At 59.2% G+C, this 17,668-nt stretch carries 18 protein-coding genes and 1 other RNA gene; 7 read left to right on the forward strand and 12 right to left on the reverse strand.

The window, feature by feature from the left end; translation table 11 throughout:
- Nucleotides 1-7: 7 nt before the first annotated feature.
- From ACYZTM_RS13860 to ACYZTM_RS13875, 4 genes are read right to left on the reverse strand one after another with little or no spacing between them, the layout of a single operon-like run.
- A complete protein-coding gene (locus tag ACYZTM_RS13860) occupies nucleotides 8-493 on the reverse strand; it encodes a DUF4442 domain-containing protein (RefSeq protein ID WP_461988965.1) in 486 nt (161 codons plus the stop codon).
- The gene (ubiH, locus tag ACYZTM_RS13865; protein ID WP_131063324.1) at nucleotides 486-1,673 is read right to left on the reverse strand and encodes a 2-octaprenyl-6-methoxyphenyl hydroxylase; all 1,188 of its coding nucleotides are present in this window, start codon (nucleotides 1,671-1,673) and stop codon (nucleotides 486-488) included. The genes ACYZTM_RS13860 and ubiH overlap by 8 nt, the downstream gene beginning before the upstream one ends.
- Nucleotides 1,670-3,004, reverse strand: a complete 1,335-nt coding sequence (pepP, locus tag ACYZTM_RS13870; protein ID WP_131063323.1) for a Xaa-Pro aminopeptidase — start codon at nucleotides 3,002-3,004, stop codon at nucleotides 1,670-1,672. The genes ubiH and pepP overlap by 4 nt, the downstream gene beginning before the upstream one ends.
- A 27-nt stretch (nucleotides 3,005-3,031) precedes the next feature.
- Entirely contained in the window at nucleotides 3,032-3,592 is a 561-nt protein-coding gene (locus ACYZTM_RS13875) for a YecA/YgfB family protein (protein WP_461988966.1), read from the reverse strand.
- 120 nt (nucleotides 3,593-3,712) lie between these two features.
- On the opposite strand from ACYZTM_RS13875, the gene ACYZTM_RS13880 reads away from it, so the two are divergent.
- The 4 genes from ACYZTM_RS13880 (at nucleotide 3,713) to ACYZTM_RS13895 (ending at nucleotide 5,137) form a co-directional block, all read left to right on the forward strand.
- Complete coding sequence (locus ACYZTM_RS13880) at nucleotides 3,713-3,922, forward strand: TIGR02449 family protein (RefSeq protein WP_461988967.1); 210 nt, start codon at nucleotides 3,713-3,715, stop codon at nucleotides 3,920-3,922.
- On the forward strand, nucleotides 3,919-4,236 hold the full coding sequence (locus ACYZTM_RS13885; protein WP_007942435.1) for a cell division protein ZapA: 318 nt from the start codon (nucleotides 3,919-3,921) through the stop codon (nucleotides 4,234-4,236). Before ACYZTM_RS13880 ends, ACYZTM_RS13885 begins: the two co-directional genes overlap by 4 nt.
- 30 nt (nucleotides 4,237-4,266) lie before the next feature.
- Nucleotides 4,267-4,445: non-coding RNA, 6S RNA (ssrS, locus tag ACYZTM_RS13890), on the forward strand.
- An 86-nt stretch (nucleotides 4,446-4,531) separates the two neighbouring features.
- Entirely contained in the window at nucleotides 4,532-5,137 is a 606-nt protein-coding gene (locus tag ACYZTM_RS13895; protein ID WP_461988968.1) for a 5-formyltetrahydrofolate cyclo-ligase, read from the forward strand.
- 34 nt (nucleotides 5,138-5,171) lie between these two features.
- Here the strand turns inward: ACYZTM_RS13895 and ACYZTM_RS13900 are convergent, their stop codons facing one another.
- On the reverse strand, nucleotides 5,172-5,342 hold the full coding sequence (locus ACYZTM_RS13900; RefSeq protein WP_461988969.1) for a hypothetical protein: 171 nt from the start codon (nucleotides 5,340-5,342) through the stop codon (nucleotides 5,172-5,174).
- A 201-nt stretch (nucleotides 5,343-5,543) separates the two neighbouring features.
- Here ACYZTM_RS13900 and ACYZTM_RS13905 point away from each other — a divergent pair, with 201 nt between their 5' ends.
- The gene (locus tag ACYZTM_RS13905; RefSeq protein ID WP_131063320.1) at nucleotides 5,544-5,996 is read left to right on the forward strand and encodes an EVE domain-containing protein; all 453 of its coding nucleotides are present in this window, start codon (nucleotides 5,544-5,546) and stop codon (nucleotides 5,994-5,996) included.
- A 154-nt stretch (nucleotides 5,997-6,150) separates the two neighbouring features.
- Here the strand turns inward: ACYZTM_RS13905 and ACYZTM_RS13910 are convergent, their stop codons facing one another.
- Nucleotides 6,151-6,558 (reverse strand): flagellar basal body-associated protein FliL, encoded by a 408-nt coding sequence (locus tag ACYZTM_RS13910; RefSeq protein ID WP_109635761.1) that lies wholly within the window; start codon nucleotides 6,556-6,558, stop codon nucleotides 6,151-6,153.
- 150 nt (nucleotides 6,559-6,708) lie between these two features.
- Between ACYZTM_RS13910 and ACYZTM_RS13915 the strand changes: the two genes are divergently transcribed.
- A complete protein-coding gene (locus ACYZTM_RS13915) occupies nucleotides 6,709-7,686 on the forward strand; it encodes an NADPH:quinone oxidoreductase family protein (protein WP_461988970.1) in 978 nt (325 codons plus the stop codon).
- 51 nt (nucleotides 7,687-7,737) lie between these two features.
- On the opposite strand, the gene ACYZTM_RS13920 is transcribed toward ACYZTM_RS13915, so the two are convergent.
- Nucleotides 7,738-8,352 (reverse strand): energy transducer TonB, encoded by a 615-nt coding sequence (locus ACYZTM_RS13920; RefSeq protein ID WP_461988971.1) that lies wholly within the window; start codon nucleotides 8,350-8,352, stop codon nucleotides 7,738-7,740.
- 327 nt (nucleotides 8,353-8,679) lie between these two features.
- Between ACYZTM_RS13920 and glpT the strand changes: the two genes are divergently transcribed.
- Nucleotides 8,680-10,029, forward strand: coding sequence for a glycerol-3-phosphate transporter (gene glpT, locus ACYZTM_RS13925; RefSeq protein ID WP_109635765.1), 1,350 nt, complete (start codon nucleotides 8,680-8,682; stop codon nucleotides 10,027-10,029).
- Here the strand turns inward: glpT and ACYZTM_RS13930 are convergent.
- From ACYZTM_RS13930 to rho, 5 genes are all read right to left on the reverse strand, one after another.
- Nucleotides 10,005-10,673 (reverse strand): gamma-glutamylcyclotransferase, encoded by a 669-nt coding sequence (locus ACYZTM_RS13930; protein WP_109635766.1) that lies wholly within the window; start codon nucleotides 10,671-10,673, stop codon nucleotides 10,005-10,007. The two genes, glpT and ACYZTM_RS13930, sit on opposite strands and share 25 nt — an antisense overlap.
- 260 nt (nucleotides 10,674-10,933) lie before the next feature.
- On the reverse strand, nucleotides 10,934-11,902 hold the full coding sequence (locus tag ACYZTM_RS13935) for a CDP-6-deoxy-delta-3,4-glucoseen reductase (RefSeq protein ID WP_131063316.1): 969 nt from the start codon (nucleotides 11,900-11,902) through the stop codon (nucleotides 10,934-10,936).
- On the reverse strand, nucleotides 11,902-13,368 hold the full coding sequence (gene ubiD / locus ACYZTM_RS13940) for a 4-hydroxy-3-polyprenylbenzoate decarboxylase (RefSeq protein ID WP_007942423.1): 1,467 nt from the start codon (nucleotides 13,366-13,368) through the stop codon (nucleotides 11,902-11,904). The genes ACYZTM_RS13935 and ubiD overlap by 1 nt, the downstream gene beginning before the upstream one ends.
- Nucleotides 13,369-13,437: 69 nt before the next feature.
- A complete protein-coding gene (locus ACYZTM_RS13945; RefSeq protein ID WP_461988972.1) occupies nucleotides 13,438-15,438 on the reverse strand; it encodes an acyltransferase family protein in 2,001 nt (666 codons plus the stop codon).
- Nucleotides 15,439-16,254: 816 nt separating this feature from the next.
- Nucleotides 16,255-17,514, reverse strand: coding sequence for a transcription termination factor Rho (gene rho, locus ACYZTM_RS13950; protein WP_007942421.1), 1,260 nt, complete (start codon nucleotides 17,512-17,514; stop codon nucleotides 16,255-16,257).
- Nucleotides 17,515-17,668: the final 154 nt, after the last annotated feature.

A 17,668-nucleotide genomic window follows, 5' to 3' on the forward strand; every position in this document is an offset into this window, starting at 1 on the left:
CCATGCTTTAAGCCTGTCTCGCTTGCGGCTTGAGCCGCACGTAAAGGGTTTTTCCGACCCGCGCCACCAGGTGGCCGGCGCCGTCATGAATATCGACCTGCAATTGCGGCAGGTACTTTTCGCCATCCGCCGTCTGCCGGCGGATCTCGTCGAGCAAGGTCTCGTCGATGCTGAAACGGGCGAACACCGGGCCTTTGCCCGGCGCGATGAAATCGATGTCGGCGGCTTTGTCCCAGACAATGTACCGGTGACCGAGGTTTTCCAGCAGCATCAGCATGAAAAACGGATCGACCATCGAATACAGACTGCCGCCAAACTGGGTGCCGACGTAATTGCGGTTGTACCAGCTCAGGTCCATGGACACTTGAATGTCCCGGAAGTCATCGCTGATGTGCCGCACCCGAACCCCGGCACCCAGGTACGGCGGGTAGAAGCTCATGAACCAACGCATCAACCGCGCCTTGCCGAACTTGCCAACCAGCCACTTAAGCATCAGGACGCGTACCCAGGCCCATGGCTTGCCGGGCAAACCAGCGCTTGGCCGGCGGCAGCAGATCAAGGCCGAGCAGGCCGATGTTACGGCCCAACGAAACCAGTGGCTGCGTGCTGCCGAACAAACGGGTCACCTGATCGGAGAAGCCCACGGTCAGGTTCTGATCCATGCGCTGACGCTCGCGATAGGCCTGCAAGGTCGCGAAGTCGCCGGGGGATGTTTCGCTCGCCAGCAGGGCATCGGCCAGAGCCTGAGCATCACGCAGCGACAAGTTGAAACCCTGACCGGCAATCGGGTGCAAGCTGTGGGCGGCGTTGCCGAGGATCGCCAGATGCGGACGCACCTGCTCTTCGGCTTCGATCAGCGTCAACGGGTAAAGATGCCGTGCGCCCACCTGCTTCAGGGTGCCAAGGCGATAACCGAACACGCCCTGCAATTCGCTGAGGAAGCTCTTTTCATCGAGGGCCGCCAGTCGTTGCGCGTCCATCCCCAATCGGGTCCAGACCAGGGCGCAGCGGTTTTCCGGCAGCGGCAGCAACGCCATCGGGCCATCGTCGGTGAAACGCTCGAAAGCCATGCCGTTGTGCGCTTCGCTTGGCGTGATGTTGGCGATCAGTGCGCTCTGGTTGTACGGACGCTTCTTGATGCCGATCCCCAGTTGCTCGCGCAGGCCCGAACGGCCGCCATCAGCAAGCACCGCAAGGTCGCATTCCAGCGTGGTTTCATCGTTGAGGATCAGGCGATAGCCATCGGTCAGCGGCTCCATGCGCGTGACTTCCGCCGGGCAACGCCAGGTGATCACGTCCTTGTCCAGACCTTGCCAGAGGCATTGGCCGAGCCAGGCGTTTTCCACCACATAACCCAGCGCCGGAACGCCCTCTTCCATCGCTGACAATCGCGCGGTGGAGAAACGACCACGGTCGGAGACATGAATCTGCTTGATCGGCTCGGCGCGGCGGGAGATTTCCTGCCACACGCCCAACCGTTGATAAATCTGCTTGGCACCGTAGGACAACGCCGAAGAACGGGCGTCGTAGCTCGGTTGATAGGTGTGGCCCGGCGCGAATGGCTCGATCAGCACGATCTTCCAGCCACGGGCCTTGGCCCCGGCCTGCAACGCCAATGCGAGACTGGCGCCAACCAGACCGCCACCGATGATTGCCAGATTGACTCGACTCATGCGGCTTGCGTCCGCGCGGCGGCCATCAGGGCCTCGATCTCGGCGACCGTTTTCGGTACGCCCTGGGTCAGGATTTCACAGCCGTTTTTGGTGACCACCACGTCGTCCTCGATGCGCACGCCAATGCCGCGCCATTTCTTCGCTACGTTCTGGTTGTCCGGGGCAATGTAGATGCCCGGTTCCACGGTCAGCGCCATGCCGACTTCCAGCACACGCCACTCGCCGCCAACCTTGTATTCGCCGACGTCATGCACATCCATGCCTAGCCAATGGCCGGCGCGGTGCATGTAAAACGCCTTATAGGCTTCGCTGGCGATCAACTCGTCGACGTCGCCCTGCAACAAGCCCAACGTCACCAGACCGGTGGTAATCACCCGGACCGTGGCTTCGTGCGCCTGATTCCAGTGTTTGTTCGGGGCGATTTCGGCGAATGCGGCTTCTTGCGACGCCAGCACCAACTCGTAAATCGCTTTCTGCTCCGCTGAATACTTGCCGTTGACCGGCCAGGTGCGGGTGATGTCGCTGGCGTAGCAGTCGATCTCGCAACCGGCGTCGATCAACACCAGGTCGCCATCCTTGAGCACCGCGTCATTCTGCTGGTAATGCAGGATGCAGCTGTTGCGCCCGGCGGCGACGATCGAGCCGTAAGCCGGCATCTTCGCCCCGCCCTTGCGGAACTCGTAATCGAGTTCGGCTTCGAGGCTGAACTCGTGCAGCCCGGCCCGGCTGGCCTGCATCGCACGGATATGCGCCTGGGCGGAAATCCGTGCGGCTTCGCGCATCACCTTCACTTCTGCTGCCGATTTATACAGGCGCATGTCGTGCAGTAGATGATCCAGGGCAACGTATTCGTTCGGCGGCTGGGCGCCGAGGTGTGCTTTAGAGCGGATCACGTTGATCCACTCCATCAGGTGCCGGTCGAATTCCGGGTTGCTGCCCATGGCCGAATACACCCGGTCGCGCCCTTCGATCAGGCCCGGCAGGATGTCGTCGATGTCGGTGATGGGAAACGCATCGTCGGCGCCGAAATCGCGGATCGCGCCTTCCTGGCCGGCGCGCAGGCCGTCCCACAGCTCTCGCTCGGCGTTGCGTTCACGGCAGAACAGAATGTATTCGCCATGTTCGCGACCGGGCATCAGCACGATGACGGCCTGAGGCTCGGGGAAGCCGCTGAGGTACTGGAAGTCGCTGTCCTGACGGTAAACGTGCTCGACGTCACGGTTGCGAATGGCCACCGCGGCGGCGGGCAGGATGGCGATGCTGTTGGGTTCCATCTGCGCCATCAGGGCCTTGCGGCGACGGCTGTATTCCGATTTCGGGATATGAATCATGGGCAGATGGCTTTCCCTGGCTCGCGATTAATGCAACGACGGCTTGGCCGCAGCCGGCGCATCTGCTTTTTTGGTTTCGGAGAACAGCAGCAGCGGTGCGACCCGCAGGTATTCCATGACTTCCATGTAGTCGCTTTCGCCATCTTCGGACTCTTCCAGGGCGTCTTGCACCTGAGAAATGGCGGCCAGATCTTGCAACACTTCGGTGGCTTCGGTGCTCAGCATGCTGCTGTCACGGCAGTTCAGGCCGAAACCACTGAGGAAGCCCTGGCACCATTCGCCCAATGCAGCGGCGCGGTCGGCCAATGGTGCGTCATCGGTCGGCAGCAGCAGAACAACAGTCACGTCGTCGCCAGTGAGCTCGCCCTTGACCATTTCCTGCAAGCCGATCAGGGCGTTGCGGACATTATCCTGTGGCTCGGTTTCGAGCAGCTCGGCGGCATCAATCAGCCAACCTTCGGCATCGAAGCCGGCACCGGCGCAACTGCGGCCGAGCAGCAGGCCATGCAGTTCGGCAGGCGAGACGTTATGACCGCTGGAAGTCAGCAGTGTGGCGAAGGCTTGGTACGGGGAATTCTGAATGGGCATGGGCAGCTAGGCGCCAGACGGCGCTATGTCTAGAATGAAGGCCTTGTATCCTACATCGACAGACTCGCCAAGACTATTAAAGGCTGTCCGCCAGCTACCCCGTCAGACACAGTGGACAATATGGAAGACACCGACCTGCAAGCGCTGATGGCCAGACTCGAACTGCTAATTGATCGGGTCGAGCAACTTAAGATTCAAAACGGACTCCTATTAGCTCAGGAAAAAACCTGGCGCGAGGAACGCGCTCACCTCATTGAAAAGAACGAAATCGCCCGGCGTAAGGTCGAATCAATGATTTCGCGCCTCAAGGCCCTGGAGCAAGACTCATGAGTTCAAGCAATAGCGTTACCGTGCAGATCCTCGATAAAGAGTATTCGATCATTTGCCCCCAGGAAGAGCGCAGCAACCTGGTGAGCGCCGCCCGTTACCTGGACGGGAAGATGCGTGAAATCCGCAGCAGCGGCAAAGTCATCGGTGCCGACCGCATTGCCGTGATGGCCGCGCTGAACATTACGCACGATCTTCTGCACAAGGAAGAACGCCCGGATGTACAGGCCAGCGGCTCGACCCGTGAGCAGGTTCGCGACCTGCTGGATCGCGTCGATCTGGTGCTCGCCACCGATCCGGACGTCACCAAGGGCTGAAACACGAAACCGCTTGGGGTATACTCGCAACACTCCCTGGGGTGCTTGCCAGTTGACCACGTCCCTGAGCCGATTCGCACTACCCTGGAGGCTGCACGTTGGGCTGGTGTGCATGTCCGCTAGACGGAAAGCCTTAAAGCCTACTGCATCTTCCACCTTGAACTTTCGGGTTCAAGGGCTAAGTCAGCAGCGGTTCATCCGGGGAGCCTGATTCCAGTCCGATGCCGGTTTAAATACCGGCATCGGCTTTTTTACGGGTACGCTTTATGTATCCGTCCTGTCGAAGCCTGAATCCATGACCGAACCTGCGCTGCTGCCCCGCCCGCAACTTCGACGCATGCTGCGCAAGGCCCGCCGCGCACTGACATCCAGTCAGCAGCGCCAGGCTGCTCGCGGGCTGTACAAGCAATTGGCCCAGCAACCGCTGTTCCGCCGCGCAAAACACATCTCTCTTTATCTGCCCACCGACGGTGAAATCGATCCGCGTGTTGTGCTGCGTGCCGCTCAACGTCGGGGCAAGGCGACTTATCTACCGGTGCTCAGTGCCTGGCCGCGAACCAAAATGGTGTTCCAGCGGATTCGTCCCGGTGACAAGCTGAAACCCAACCGCTTTCGTATTCTCGAACCCCGGCACAATCTTGCCCGGCAACGCAAAGTCTGGGCGCTCGATCTGGTGCTGTTGCCTTTGGTGGGATTTGACGATGTCGGCGGACGCCTGGGCATGGGCGGTGGTTTCTATGATCGAAGCCTGGCGTACCTGGCACGACGTAAAAACTGGCGCAAGCCGACGCTATTGGGGCTGGCCCATGAATGTCAGAAGGTCGAACGATTGGCTCAAGCGAGCTGGGATGTGCCGTTACAGGGAACGGTGACAGACAAGGCGTGGTATTTCGCAGGCTAGACGCCGCAGGAATCAGCGGCGTCCCAAGACAGGTTCAGCGTTTGAACGCCGACGGCTGCTGTTGCTGTTGCTGTTGCTGTTGCTGCGCGATTTCGATCGGAGCGTCGGTCTTGTTGTTCCACAGGCTTTGGGCATAGCCAGTGGTCACGACGCCGAGGCCGAACAAAATAACCAAAATCCATAGTAAATCCGGTTTGCGTTTCATCGATTGCCCCCCAAAGGCACATCAACACGATGACAGCAGCGGTTTCCGTTGTAGGTGTAGGCCGTGCAGCAGCGTCAAGCTTAGAAGGCCGGCATTCTGCGACAACGTGAACCGACACGCAAACGCTGGCGTCAACCGACCGTCGGTTTGTCATAAAATTGCCCGACAACTTGCCCACTCACCTCGCAAGGAGCAAAAACCATGGCCTATTGGCTGATGAAATCCGAGCCCGACGAGCTCTCGATCAAGGGCCTGGAGACGCTTGGCAAAGCGCGCTGGGACGGAGTTCGCAACTACCAGGCGCGTAATTTTCTGCGGGCCATGGCCGTTGGCGACGAGTTTTTCTTCTATCACTCCAGCTGCCCCGAACCGGGAATTGCCGGGATCGGAAAGATTGTCGAAGCCGCGTATCCGGACCCGACGGCGCTGGAACCGGAGAGCGTTTACTTCGACCCGAAATCTTCATCCGAGAAAAACGCCTGGAGCGCGATCGATGTCGCTCACGTCAAGACGTTTCCCAAGGTGCTGAAGCTGGATTATCTGAAACAGCAGACAGCGTTGGCCGAGATGCCGCTGGTGCAGAAAGGCTCGCGACTGTCGGTGATGCCTGTTACTGCAGAGCAGTGGGCTGCGGTGATTGCATTACGGGCTTGAGCACTGCAGAGACTGAAAGAATGCTATCGCGAGCAGGCTCGCTCCCGCAGTGATCTGCAGTGAACACATGATTGTGCCTCACCACAAATCCTGTGGGAGCGAGCTTGCTCCGGGCGGCGTTCCGACGATGGGGCCAGCCCGGGCAGCGAGAGACTTACTGAATGATGAGGTTGTTGAACAACAAATCCTCAACCACCGGCTTACCGGTCTCGTCATTCATCACTTGCTGGGTCTGTTTCAGCGCTTCCTGACGAAGCTTTTCCTTGGCTTCAACGTTACTCATCGCTTCGGTTGTCTGCTGAGCAAACAACGCCACCAGCTGATTACGGATCAATGGCTCGTTGGCCTTTACCGCTTTGGTCGCCTCGTCACCGGTCACCCGCAGTGCCACATCGGCCTTGTAGACCTTGAGCTTCGGCGTACCGTCCAGCCCGTAGTTGCCGACGAATGGCGGGCTCAGGGTGATGTAATTGACCTTCGGAGCTTCACCTTCTTTGGCTTCTTCGGCCATCGCTGCCACGGGCAGAGACAGGGCCAGCAACAACATGATCCACGCTTTCACAATTCGCTCCTTATCCGGTTTGCGGCCTAGCATAACGACCCGCCGCTCAAGCACAAGCTTATGGCTGGCTATCAGGGTCGGGCATGCTCGTTGACCCATCGACTCACACACCTACACTTATCGGCCATCACTCCCAAAGGAATAGCCCTGATGAAAGCCGTGCTGTGCAAAGCCTTCGGCCCTGCCGAATCGCTGGTGCTGGAAGACGTCGCCAGTCCTGTCGCGAAGAAGAATGAAATCCTGCTGGACGTGCATGCCGCCGGGGTGAATTTCCCGGACACGCTGATCATCGAGGGCAAATACCAGTTCAAACCGCCCTTCCCGTTTTCCCCGGGCGGTGAAGCGGCCGGTGTGGTCAGCGCGGTGGGCGAAAACGTCAGCCACCTCAAGGTCGGTGACCGGGTCATGGCCCTGACCGGCTGGGGCAGTTTCGCCGAACAGGTCGCCGTGCCGGGCTACAACGTGCTGCCGATCCCGCCTTCGATGGATTTCAACACCGCCGCCGCTTTCAGCATGACCTACGGCACATCGATGCACGCCCTCAAGCAACGGGGCAACCTGCAACCGGGTGAAACCTTGCTGGTGCTGGGCGCCTCTGGCGGTGTCGGCCTGGCCGCCGTGGAAATCGGTAAAGCCATGGGCGCCCGCGTGATCGCCGCCGCCAGCAGCGCCGAGAAACTTGCGGTGGCCAAGGCTGCCGGCGCCGATGAGCTGATCAACTACAGCGAAACCAGCCTCAAGGACGAAATCAAACGCCTGACCGACGGCCAAGGCGCTGATGTGATCTACGACCCGGTCGGCGGTGACCTGTTCGACCAGGCCATCCGCGCCATTGCCTGGAATGGTCGGCTTCTGGTGGTGGGTTTCGCCAGTGGACGCATTCCTGAGCTGCCGGTAAACCTGGCGCTGCTCAAGGGTGCGGCAGTGGTTGGCGTGTTCTGGGGTTCGTTTGCCCAACGGCAGCCGCAGGACAACGCCGCGAACTTCCAGCAATTGTTTGGCTGGTTTGCCGAGGGCAAGTTGAAGCCGTTGGTATCGCAGGTGTATTCGCTGAGCTATGCGGCGCAGGCGATCAATGATCTTGGCCAGCGCAAGGCGGTCGGAAAAGTGGTGGTTCAGGTTCGCTGAGCCTGAAAAAAGCGGTCTGGATTATCCAGGCCGCTTTTTTATTGTCGGAGGCTAAAGCAACTTCCGGATATCTTCCGGCAGCAAGCTCATGTATTTGCGAACCGGGCTGTTCCGGCACTCCCGAACGATTTTCGGCACGCATTTGTTCAGCTTGGCAATCAATGCCAGGCGCTCCTCATTCTGTAGCTGAGTCGTATAAATCACGTTCGACAAATAGGCACGCGTGTAATCAAGCACTGCTGAATCAACCCACGCGTACTCCGGAAAATTGACCAATGCCTCATTGATGTCACGGCACCTCAACTGCTTGAGCCACTGGTTAGTGTGAATGGGCGTGTCCAAATCCAGCCTGAACACCATTGGGGCGGTTACTTCCTGCTCGGCAGGTGTATCGCCTTCGACCGCCCACGGCTTGAAGCGCCACTGCGTGATCGCCTTCCTGGCCGCTTCAGCCAGATCGGGATGGTTGCTTTGCAAAATGCTCAATTTGTTGACCGAGCCATCGGCATACACCGTGAATCTGATCCTGACTTCACCCGTGATCCCGGCTCTGAACAGCTCTCTCGGGTAAATCGGCTTCGGATTGTTTTCAGGGATCAAAAACACCTCCCCAGCCCAAACACCCGCAGCCCCAACTAACAACAGCAAAAACCCCAGCCACCGCATAACCCCTCCCCTTCACCACTGAAATGCCAATCCCGGCACCAGCACAAAGGTTAGGGCTCGCTGACCCGAAACAGAACGCCGCGACTTCCTGTTCGGTCGCAGGACATTTCCCAAAGCCCCGTCCTACCCAAGACCGAAATGCGTCATCAACGGCCGCTCGGGACGTTTCCCACAACGTCCTTCACTTATACCTGTGCGACATGTTCATAAAGGAACACACGATCCCCCACATTTCCTCTGTTTGGTCGATGCGAACCAGTGCTATTTTCGGTAACGAAACTGTAACATTCGCATCCGCAGTCAAAACAAGAAATCTGGAGCTCTTGAATGTTTGCTTTCTTTCGTCCTGCCGCACATCAGGCTCCATTGCCTGAAGAAAAAATCGATGACACGTACAAGCGCCTTCGTTGGCAGATCTTCGCCGGTATTTTCATTGGCTACGCGGGTTACTACCTGCTGCGCAAAAACTTCTCCCTGGCCATGCCCTACCTGATCGAAGAGGGCTATACCCGCGGCGAGCTGGGCCTGGCGTTGTCGGCGATTGCCATCGCCTACGGTTTGTCCAAGTTCCTGATGGGCATTGTGTCCGACCGCTCCAACCCGCGCTTCTTTCTGCCATTCGGCCTGCTGGTATCGGCCGGCGTGATGTTCATTTTCGGATTTGCGCCTTGGGCGACGTCCAGCGTGACCATCATGTTCATCCTGCTGTTTATCAATGGCTGGGCTCAGGGCATGGGTTGGCCGCCAAGTGGACGGACCATGGTCCACTGGTGGTCGCAAAAGGAACGCGGCGGCGTAGTGTCCCTGTGGAACGTCGCGCATAACGTCGGCGGTGGCCTGATCGGCCCGCTGTTCCTCCTGGGCATGGGCTTGTTCAATGACTGGCACGCGGCGTTCTATGTGCCGGCGGCCGTTGCCATGGCGGTGGCGGTGTTTGCCTTCGTCACCATGCGCGACACACCGCAATCGGTTGGCCTGCCGCCGATCGAGAAATACAAGAACGACTACCCGGAAGGCTACGACGCCAGTCACGAAGAAGAATTCAGCGCCAAGGAAATCTTCGTCAAATACGTGCTGCGCAACAAAATGCTCTGGTACATCGCAATGGCCAACGTCTTTGTCTACCTGCTGCGCTACGGCGTGCTGGACTGGGCACCGACCTACCTCAAGGAAGCCAAAGGCTTCAGCGTGGACAAAACGTCGTGGGCGTATTTCCTCTACGAGTGGGCAGGTATTCCCGGGACACTGTTGTGCGGCTGGATGTCGGACAAGATCTTCCGTGGCAACCGCGGCCTGACCGGCATGGTGTTCATGGCGTTGGTGACCGTGGCGACGCTGGTCTATTGGCTCAACCCGGCCGGCAACCCGACTGTCGACATGATCGCGCTGATCTCGATTGGTTTCCTGATCTACGGTCCGGTGATGCTGATTGGCCTGCAAGCGCTGGAACTGGCACCGAAAAAAGCCGCCGGTACGGCAGCGGGTTTCACGGGTCTGTTCGGGTATCTGGGTGGTTCGGTCGCGGCCAGTGCAGCGATGGGCTACACCGTGGACCACTTTGGCTGGGACGGCGGTTTTGTACTACTGATCGGCGCGTGCCTGCTGGCGATGGCCTTCCTGGCACCGACGCTGTGGCACAAGCAAGTCGCCAGTCAAAGCCGCGAAGCGATCGCCTGATCGGCTTTTGATTTGCAGCGCTTGAGTCGCGCCTCCAGATTCCGGTCTGGCATGGCGTGACTGCGCAGGGCGTTAGCGGTCTGCTCGACATAATCGCGAGTGGTGCCGTAACGCCCGCAAGCGTTTTCGAACACGTGGCTCAGCACATGATCCGGCAAGTTGCCGGCATAGCTGGGCAGGTGTCGCTCCAAAACAAATCCCAATGCCTGAACCTGGCTGCCGTCTTCGAGACGGCAGTTGAGCCAGTGTGGGCGATAGGACGGGAACGGCATTTCGCGCTGCCAAAGCGCATAAAGGGATGCTTCCAATTGTTCTTCGGGCAAACGATAAGCGAAGCCGCTGCACGAGCCGCCGCGATCCAGACCAAAGACCAAACCAGGAACTTCCGGTGTACCGCGATGTTCGTGGGACCACAGGTACAAGCCGCGATGGTAGCCATGCACTCGACCGCGCACTCGCTCCACCGCCGCGCATTCAGGGCGCCAGATCAGCGAGCCGTAGGCGAACAGCCAGACCGGCCCGCCCTTGTGGCGCGCCATGGTCGACTGCATCGAGCTGAGCAATTGTTCGTGCGTAAGCTGCGGCCCCAGATCGAGCCGCGGAGGGTAAGCCAGATTCAAAAATGAAGATTCAATGGCGCTCATGGCGAATAGCGTTCAGCTCCCCGCGAGTGAAGAATTACTTAATAGAACGCACCGCTGTAACAATAAGGCACATATGTTTTAAGGCAATTTAAGTGCCATGGCACAGTTCTTAAATAATCGCCTCGTTGAGATATAACCTACCGGCATTTATATCAATGTATAAATACCGATCGGCTATATGGAGAGTTATAACGATCAAGTCCGAGGATCAAGATCGCGGATCAAGATCGCGGATCAAGATCGCGGCTCAAGAGCGTGGATCAAGATCGAGGCGCGTACGCAAACACATCCGCGCGCATCTGATGAGCATCCATCCCGGCTTCAACCAAAGCATCCAGCGTGCCGTAGACCATGGCCGGAGAGCCACTGGCATACACATGCAAGGATTTCAGATCAGGGAAATCTTCACACACCGCCTCATGCAGCATCCCGCAGCGCCCCTGCCAGCCGCACTGGTCGCTGACGACTTTATGCAGGAACAGATTGGGCAACTTCAGCCATTCATCCCAATGTTCGATTTCATAAAAGTCTTCTGGCCGGCGCACGCCCCAATACAGATGCACCGGGTGCTTGAAGCCCGCGGCCCGGCAATGTTCGATCAGGCTGTGGATCTGACCCATGCCGGTGCCAGCGGCGATCAGCACCAGCGGACCGTCAGGCAATTCCGCCAGATGGGTATCGCCGAACGGCATCTCGACCCGCACCAGCGGGTTGCGTTGCAGTTGTTCGATCAGGTTCTGCGCACTGCTTTCGCGCGCCAGCACATGGATTTCCAGGTCTCGCCCGGCATGGGGTGCCGAGGCCAGGGAGAAGGCGGATTTCTCGCCGTTCTCACGCTCGACCATCAAATACTGGCCAGCGTGATAGCGCGGCGGCTTGCCGGCCGGCGCTCGCAGATGTACGCGAAAGGTATCGCCGCCGACATCCCTGCACTCAATGACCTGACACGACAAGCTGCGCACCGGTAATTCTCCCAGCGCGAGCACGCCATCCCACAGCACGATGCAGTCTTCCAGCGGCTCTGCTATGCAAGTGTAGAACTCGCCATGGTCGCGCACACCGCCTTCCTGTTCGACCCGCCCTTCCACCAGCAGTGCGGCGCACACGTGGCAATTACCGTTGCGGCAGCTTTGCGGGCATTCATAGCCCAGGCGCCGCGCGCCATCGAGAATCCGCTCGCCGGGCAGAATCTGTAGCACTGCTCCGGAGGGCTGCAAAGTTACACGCATCAATCTATTCCTAACTGATTCCAGATGGCATCGATCCGCTGGGTTACGGCGTCGTCCTTGACGATCACCCGGCCCCACTCGCGAGTGGTTTCGCCCGGCCACTTATGCGTGGCATCGAGCCCCATCTTCGAGCCCAGACCGGAGACCGGCGAGGCGAAGTCGAGGTAGTCGATCGGCGTGTTGTCGATCATCACCGTGTCGCGCTTGGGGTCCATGCGCGTGGTGATGGCCCAGATCACGTCGTTCCAGTCCCGCGCATTGATGTCGTCGTCAGTGACGATAACGAACTTGGTGTACATAAACTGTCGCAAAAACGACCAGACACCGAGCATTACCCGCTTGGCGTGGCCCGGATACGACTTCTTCATGGTCACGATGGCCATGCGGTACGAGCAACCTTCCGGCGGCAGGTAGAAGTCGGTGATTTCCGGGAACTGCTTCTGCAGGATCGGCACGAACACTTCGTTCAACGCCACGCCGAGAATCGCCGGCTCATCCGGTGGACGGCCGGTGTAGGTGCTGTGGTAGATCGGTTTGATCCGGTGGGTGATGCGCTCGACGGTGAACACCGGGAAGCTGTCGACTTCGTTGTAGTAACCGGTGTGGTCGCCGTACGGGCCTTCGTCGGCCATCTCGCCCGGATGGATTACGCCTTCGAGGATGATCTCGGCGGTGGCCGGCACTTGCAGGTCGTTGCCGCGGCATTTCACCAGTTCGGTACGGTTGCCCCGCAGCAGACCGGCGAAGGCGTATTCGGAGAGGCTGTCCGGTACCGGCGTCACGGCGCCGAGGATGGTCGCCGGGTCAGCGCCCAATGCCACGGAGACCGGGAATGGCTGGCCGGGATGCTTCTCGCACCACTCACGGTAATCCAGCGCGCCGCCACGGTGGCTCAGCCAGCGCATGATGACTTTGTTGCGGCCAATGACTTGCTGGCGGTAGATACCGAGGTTCTGGCGGTCCTTGTTCGGACCTTTGGTGACCGTCAGGCCCCAAGTGATCAGCGGGCCGACGTCACCGGGCCAGCAGGTCTGCACCGGCAGCATCGCCAGGTCGACGTCGTCGCCTTCGATGACCACTTCCTGGCACACCGCGTCCTTGACGACTTTGGGCGCCATCGCAATGATCTTGCGGAAGATCGGCAGCTTGGACCACGCGTCCTTCAGGCCCTTCGGTGGCTCAGGCTCTTTGAGGAAGGCCAGCAGCTTGCCGATCTCGCGCAGTTCGCTGACCGCTTCGGCGCCCATGCCCATGGCGACCCGCTCGGGGGTGCCGAACAGGTTGCCGAGCACCGGAATGTCGTAGCCGGTCGGGTTTTCGAACAACAGCGCCGGGCCTTTTGCCCGCAGCGTGCGATCACAGACTTCGGTCATCTCCAGCACTGGAGAGACGGGGATCTGGATGCGTTTCAACTCTCCGCGCTGCTCAAGCTGCTGCACGAAATCCCGAAGATCCTTGAATTTCATTGACGATGGCACCCCTAAAATAGGCGTACATCCTACCTGCTCTGCCGTCCGCTGGCAGCTTATCGCTGCTTACTTGGCCGCATTTGCGTTGCCGTTGCCCAGTGGTGTCCGAGCTTGCAACCGCTTGAACAGCGGCTCCAGCACCGGCGCGATGAAGCGCGCACCGACCTCCGACAGGTGATTGTCGTCGGTGTACAGCGAATGACCGTCGAGCTCGGCGCGGCAAAGACCCGCTTGATCACACAACAACGGCGCCGGATCGACCACGGTAACGCCCGGGTTGGCAGCCGCTATTTGCGCGAACAGTTGGCTGATGAATGCTTGACGCTTGAAGTGCTCCGCCACTGCCTGCCCGACGCCCTCGGTCGGACGATGCAACATGGCCAGGCGGCTGAGGCGGTAAGGCGGGCTGAACGGCTGCAGCGGCGCTTCCTTGATCAGCCAGACACGATGCCCTCCACTGCGCAGTTGCCGGACTGTCGCCTGTAATCCTTCGGCCAGTTGCTGCTCGGCACTGGCCCGGTCGTAACGACCACGGGAATCTCTCAGAACATGCCCGAGATCGCCTTTCGCGTCGCCGTAGAGATACAGGCTCCAGCGCGCGACCAGCACCACGTCGCTCACTGATTGCGGCTTTAAGGCCTGCTCGACCCGGCGATTGAAACGGGCACACCGTTGATCGTGCTCAAGCCCTTCAACCGGGATACAACCCGTGGAACTGGCGAGAATCACGCTGGCGCCATGCTTTTGCGCCCCGTCATCGAACACCGGAATCAGCGCGGTGGCGTGACTGTCGCCCCAGACCAGCACCCGCGAGGACAGCGCTGACGTCCCGTAATGACAGAAAAGCTTGTCGTCAGGGGTGTTGTCGTCGGCCAGGCACCGCATCAGTTCCGGTCGCCATTCCTTCGCTTTGGCGTACTGCAACGCTTCATCGGACAGGCGCGAAGGCAAGCCGTCGGTCCAGCGCAACGCTTGACCGGCCAGGCCCAACACCAGCACACCGACGCCCGCCGCCAGCAGAATCTGCCGACGCCCCGCCAACAGCCGTCGCTCACGGAACGGCGTCTCGACGAAACGCCACGACGAGTAACCCAGCACCAGGCTAAGCAATATCAATCCGGCAACATCAAACGGACCGGGCTCGTCGACACTGGCGTAGCTGGAGAACACGAACACCGGCCAATGCCACAGGTACCAGGAATAGGAAATCAGCCCGAGGCCGACCAGCACCCGACTGGCCAGCAGCCCACCGACCAGGGTCTGCCGATGGCCGTTGGCCCAGATCAACGCAACCACGCCAAGGGTCGGCAGCAACGCCGCTATACCAGGGAATGGCGTGCTTCTGTCGTAGCCCACTACCGCCAGCAGAATCAGCCCGAACCCGGTCAGGCTGACCACTTGAGCCCCGACGGTTGTCAGGCGCCATTGGCTTCTGGGCGCAACGGCCAGCATGGCGCCGGCCAATAACTCCCAGGCACGCATCGGCAACAGGAAAAACGCTTTTTCGGGGTGATGCGCCACAGCCCAGACACTGAGCCCGAAGGACACCATCAACACGGCGAACAGCGCCAGGCGCCAATGCTTAAGGCGACTCGACAACAGCGTCAGCAACAGCGGGAAGACAATATAGAACTGCTCTTCAACCGCCAGAGACCACGTATGCAGCAACGGCTTGAGATCGGAAGCGACGTCGAAGTAGCCGTCCTGACGCATGAACAGGATGTTGGAAACGAACATCACCTGGTAGCGCACCGAACGCCCCAGCTCTTCATAATCCTTGGGGGCCAGCAGAAACCAGCCCACCGCCAGCACGGCAATGATCATCGCAAACAGCGCAGGGAGGATTCGTCGGGCACGACGGGCCCAGAAGTCGACAAAGCTGAAGCGCCCGGCCTGACGCTGGTTCCAGATGATAGAGGTGATCAGATAGCCGGAAATCACGAAGAAGACGTCGACACCGACGAATCCGCCGGTAAACCCTGGGGCACCAAAATGGAACAACACCACGGCAATCACGGCGATTGCGCGTAAGCCGTCGATATCCCTTCGATAAGCAAGCGTGCTCATAAACAGTAAGGCCAGTCAGTTGATTGTTTTTACGATCATTTTTTGTTTTCTAACTGACCGGAGTTAATCACAAGCCTCCCTTTTTTCGAGATCGAGTAGGAGGCGGATTTACATCCGCCGTCCTCTCACACCACCGTACGTACGGTTCCGTATACGGCGGTTCCTGCCTACTGCCAAACAACGTCAGCGAGCTTGGTTCCGTTGATGTGTCGCCTGCGGTATCTAAGCGCCCAGACCGGCCCTCGGAGCTTCCGGCTCCTACCTCCCGATGGTCTCGACCCCCGCTACGCGGAGTTTCTGCTTTACGCTCCAACAGAGATCACACCCGACTATCCACTCATGGCAGGTTCAGCCCTTCATCGTTCCGGTTTCGAGCGACTACTACGGCCTCTGCTGACTTCTGTCGCCCATCCCGTCATCTCGCGACGCCGGTAGCACATGGCAGGCTAAACAGATCTCCCAGGGTAATTCGCGCGACCTTCCTGCTTATGCCTGTCGGATCTACGTCACAGCGTTGCGTGCAAGTATTGGGCTTTGGCAATTTTGGCTACCTTACCCCGCTGCACCGCCTAATCCGCTTCCTGTTCGTCAGGCCAGCATTTTGCCTCGGGCTTCCTTCAGATTCGCAGTCACCCGCGACACCCTTGCCTCTGGCTAACACTTCCCCTTGCCGGGTGTGTAGAGGACTTTCACCTCCAAGTCACCAGCGTGGCCACCACAGCCAAGCTGGTTGCGCTTCGCGCAACGCGCCATGCCTGGCGCACCAAAAAAAATGGCGCCCCGAAGGACGCCATTTTTAGCGGTTAAAAAACCGTCTTACTTGCGCTTCATCGACAAGAAGAACTCGTCGTTGGTCTTGGTCGTTTTCAGCTTGTCGACCAGGAACTCGATGGCAGCGATTTCGTCCATCGGGTGCAGCAGCTTGCGCAGGATCCACATGCGCTGCAACTCGTCGTCGGCGGTCAGCAACTCTTCGCGGCGGGTACCGGATCGGTTGATGTTGATGGCCGGGAAGACGCGTTTTTCAGCGATACGACGGTCCAGAGGCAGTTCCATGTTGCCGGTGCCTTTGAATTCTTCGTAGATCACTTCGTCCATCTTCGAGCCGGTTTCAACCAGCGCGGTGGCGATGATGGTCAGCGAACCGCCTTCTTCGATGTTCCGTGCGGCGCCGAAGAAACGTTTCGGTTTCTCCAGGGCGTGGGCATCGACACCACCAGTGAGCACTTTGCCGGAGCTCGGGATCACGGTGTTGTAGGCGCGAGCCAGACGGGTGATGGAGTCGAGCAGGATCACCACGTCTTTCTTGTGTTCGACCAGGCGCTTGGCCTTCTCGATCACCATTTCGGCAACCTGCACGTGGCGGGTTGGCGGCTCGTCGAACGTCGAGGCAACCACTTCGCCGCGCACGGTGCGCTGCATTTCGGTTACTTCTTCCGGACGCTCATCGATCAGCAATACGATCAGATGAACTTCAGGGTTGTTACGAGCGATGTTCGCCGCGATGTTCTGCAGCATGATCGTTTTACCGGCTTTCGGCGGTGCAACGATCAGACCGCGCTGGCCTTTGCCGATCGGGGCGCACAGGTCGATGACACGACCGGTCAAGTCTTCGGTGGAACCGTTGCCGGCTTCCATCTTCATGCGCACGGTCGGGAACAGCGGGGTCAGGTTCTCGAAGAGAATCTTGTTTTTCGCGTTCTCAGGACGATCATAGTTGATCGTGTCGACCTTGAGCAGCGCGAAATAACGCTCGCCTTCCTTCGGAGGGCGGATCTTGCCAACGATGGTGTCACCGGTGCGCAAGTTGAAACGACGGATCTGGCTCGGCGAGACGTAGATATCGTCTGGGCCGGCAAGATAGGACGCGTCAGCGGAGCGCAGGAAGCCGAAGCCGTCCTGGAGAATCTCCAGCACGCCATCACCGGAGATTTCCTCGCCGCTTTTAGCGTGCTTTTTGAGCAGGGAGAAAATCACGTCCTGCTTGCGCGAACGGGCCATATTTTCTATGCCCATCTGTTCGGCCAATTCGAGCAGTTCGGTAATCGGCTTTTGCTTGAGTTCAGTCAGATTCATATAGGAATGACGTAATCATTTATGGAGGGGGGGAAATTAAGCTTTTGGCTTAATGAGGCCGCGCCGCAGAGAAGGCGACAGGATCGCGTACTTATTCGAAAAGGAGTGCGTCGGCGACGGCTAGCAGGGGGCAATGGAGAAACCAGTGCGGGGC

The organism is Pseudomonas sp. MDT2-39-1 (assembly GCF_054898085.1).

Coding starts and splice junctions, on each gene's coding strand:
- ACYZTM_RS13875 (WP_461988966.1), bottom strand. CDS start 3,592: ATGCCCATTCAGAATTCCCCGTACCAAGCCTTCGCCACACTGCTGACT.
- glpT (WP_109635765.1), top strand. CDS start 8,680: ATGTTTGCTTTCTTTCGTCCTGCCGCACATCAGGCTCCATTGCCTGAA.
- ACYZTM_RS13945 (WP_461988972.1), bottom strand. CDS start 15,438: ATGAGCACGCTTGCTTATCGAAGGGATATCGACGGCTTACGCGCAATC.
- ACYZTM_RS13905 (WP_131063320.1), top strand. CDS start 5,544: ATGGCCTATTGGCTGATGAAATCCGAGCCCGACGAGCTCTCGATCAAG.
- ACYZTM_RS13915 (WP_461988970.1), top strand. CDS start 6,709: ATGAAAGCCGTGCTGTGCAAAGCCTTCGGCCCTGCCGAATCGCTGGTG.
- ACYZTM_RS13885 (WP_007942435.1), top strand. CDS start 3,919: ATGAGTTCAAGCAATAGCGTTACCGTGCAGATCCTCGATAAAGAGTAT.
- ubiD (WP_007942423.1), bottom strand. CDS start 13,368: ATGAAATTCAAGGATCTTCGGGATTTCGTGCAGCAGCTTGAGCAGCGC.
- ACYZTM_RS13935 (WP_131063316.1), bottom strand. CDS start 11,902: ATGCGTGTAACTTTGCAGCCCTCCGGAGCAGTGCTACAGATTCTGCCC.
- ACYZTM_RS13930 (WP_109635766.1), bottom strand. CDS start 10,673: ATGAGCGCCATTGAATCTTCATTTTTGAATCTGGCTTACCCTCCGCGG.
- pepP (WP_131063323.1), bottom strand. CDS start 3,004: ATGATTCATATCCCGAAATCGGAATACAGCCGTCGCCGCAAGGCCCTG.
- rho (WP_007942421.1), bottom strand. CDS start 17,514: ATGAATCTGACTGAACTCAAGCAAAAGCCGATTACCGAACTGCTCGAA.
- ACYZTM_RS13920 (WP_461988971.1), bottom strand. CDS start 8,352: ATGCGGTGGCTGGGGTTTTTGCTGTTGTTAGTTGGGGCTGCGGGTGTT.
- ACYZTM_RS13900 (WP_461988969.1), bottom strand. CDS start 5,342: ATGAAACGCAAACCGGATTTACTATGGATTTTGGTTATTTTGTTCGGC.
- ACYZTM_RS13860 (WP_461988965.1), bottom strand. CDS start 493: ATGCTTAAGTGGCTGGTTGGCAAGTTCGGCAAGGCGCGGTTGATGCGT.
- ACYZTM_RS13880 (WP_461988967.1), top strand. CDS start 3,713: ATGGAAGACACCGACCTGCAAGCGCTGATGGCCAGACTCGAACTGCTA.
- ubiH (WP_131063324.1), bottom strand. CDS start 1,673: ATGAGTCGAGTCAATCTGGCAATCATCGGTGGCGGTCTGGTTGGCGCC.
- ACYZTM_RS13895 (WP_461988968.1), top strand. CDS start 4,532: ATGACCGAACCTGCGCTGCTGCCCCGCCCGCAACTTCGACGCATGCTG.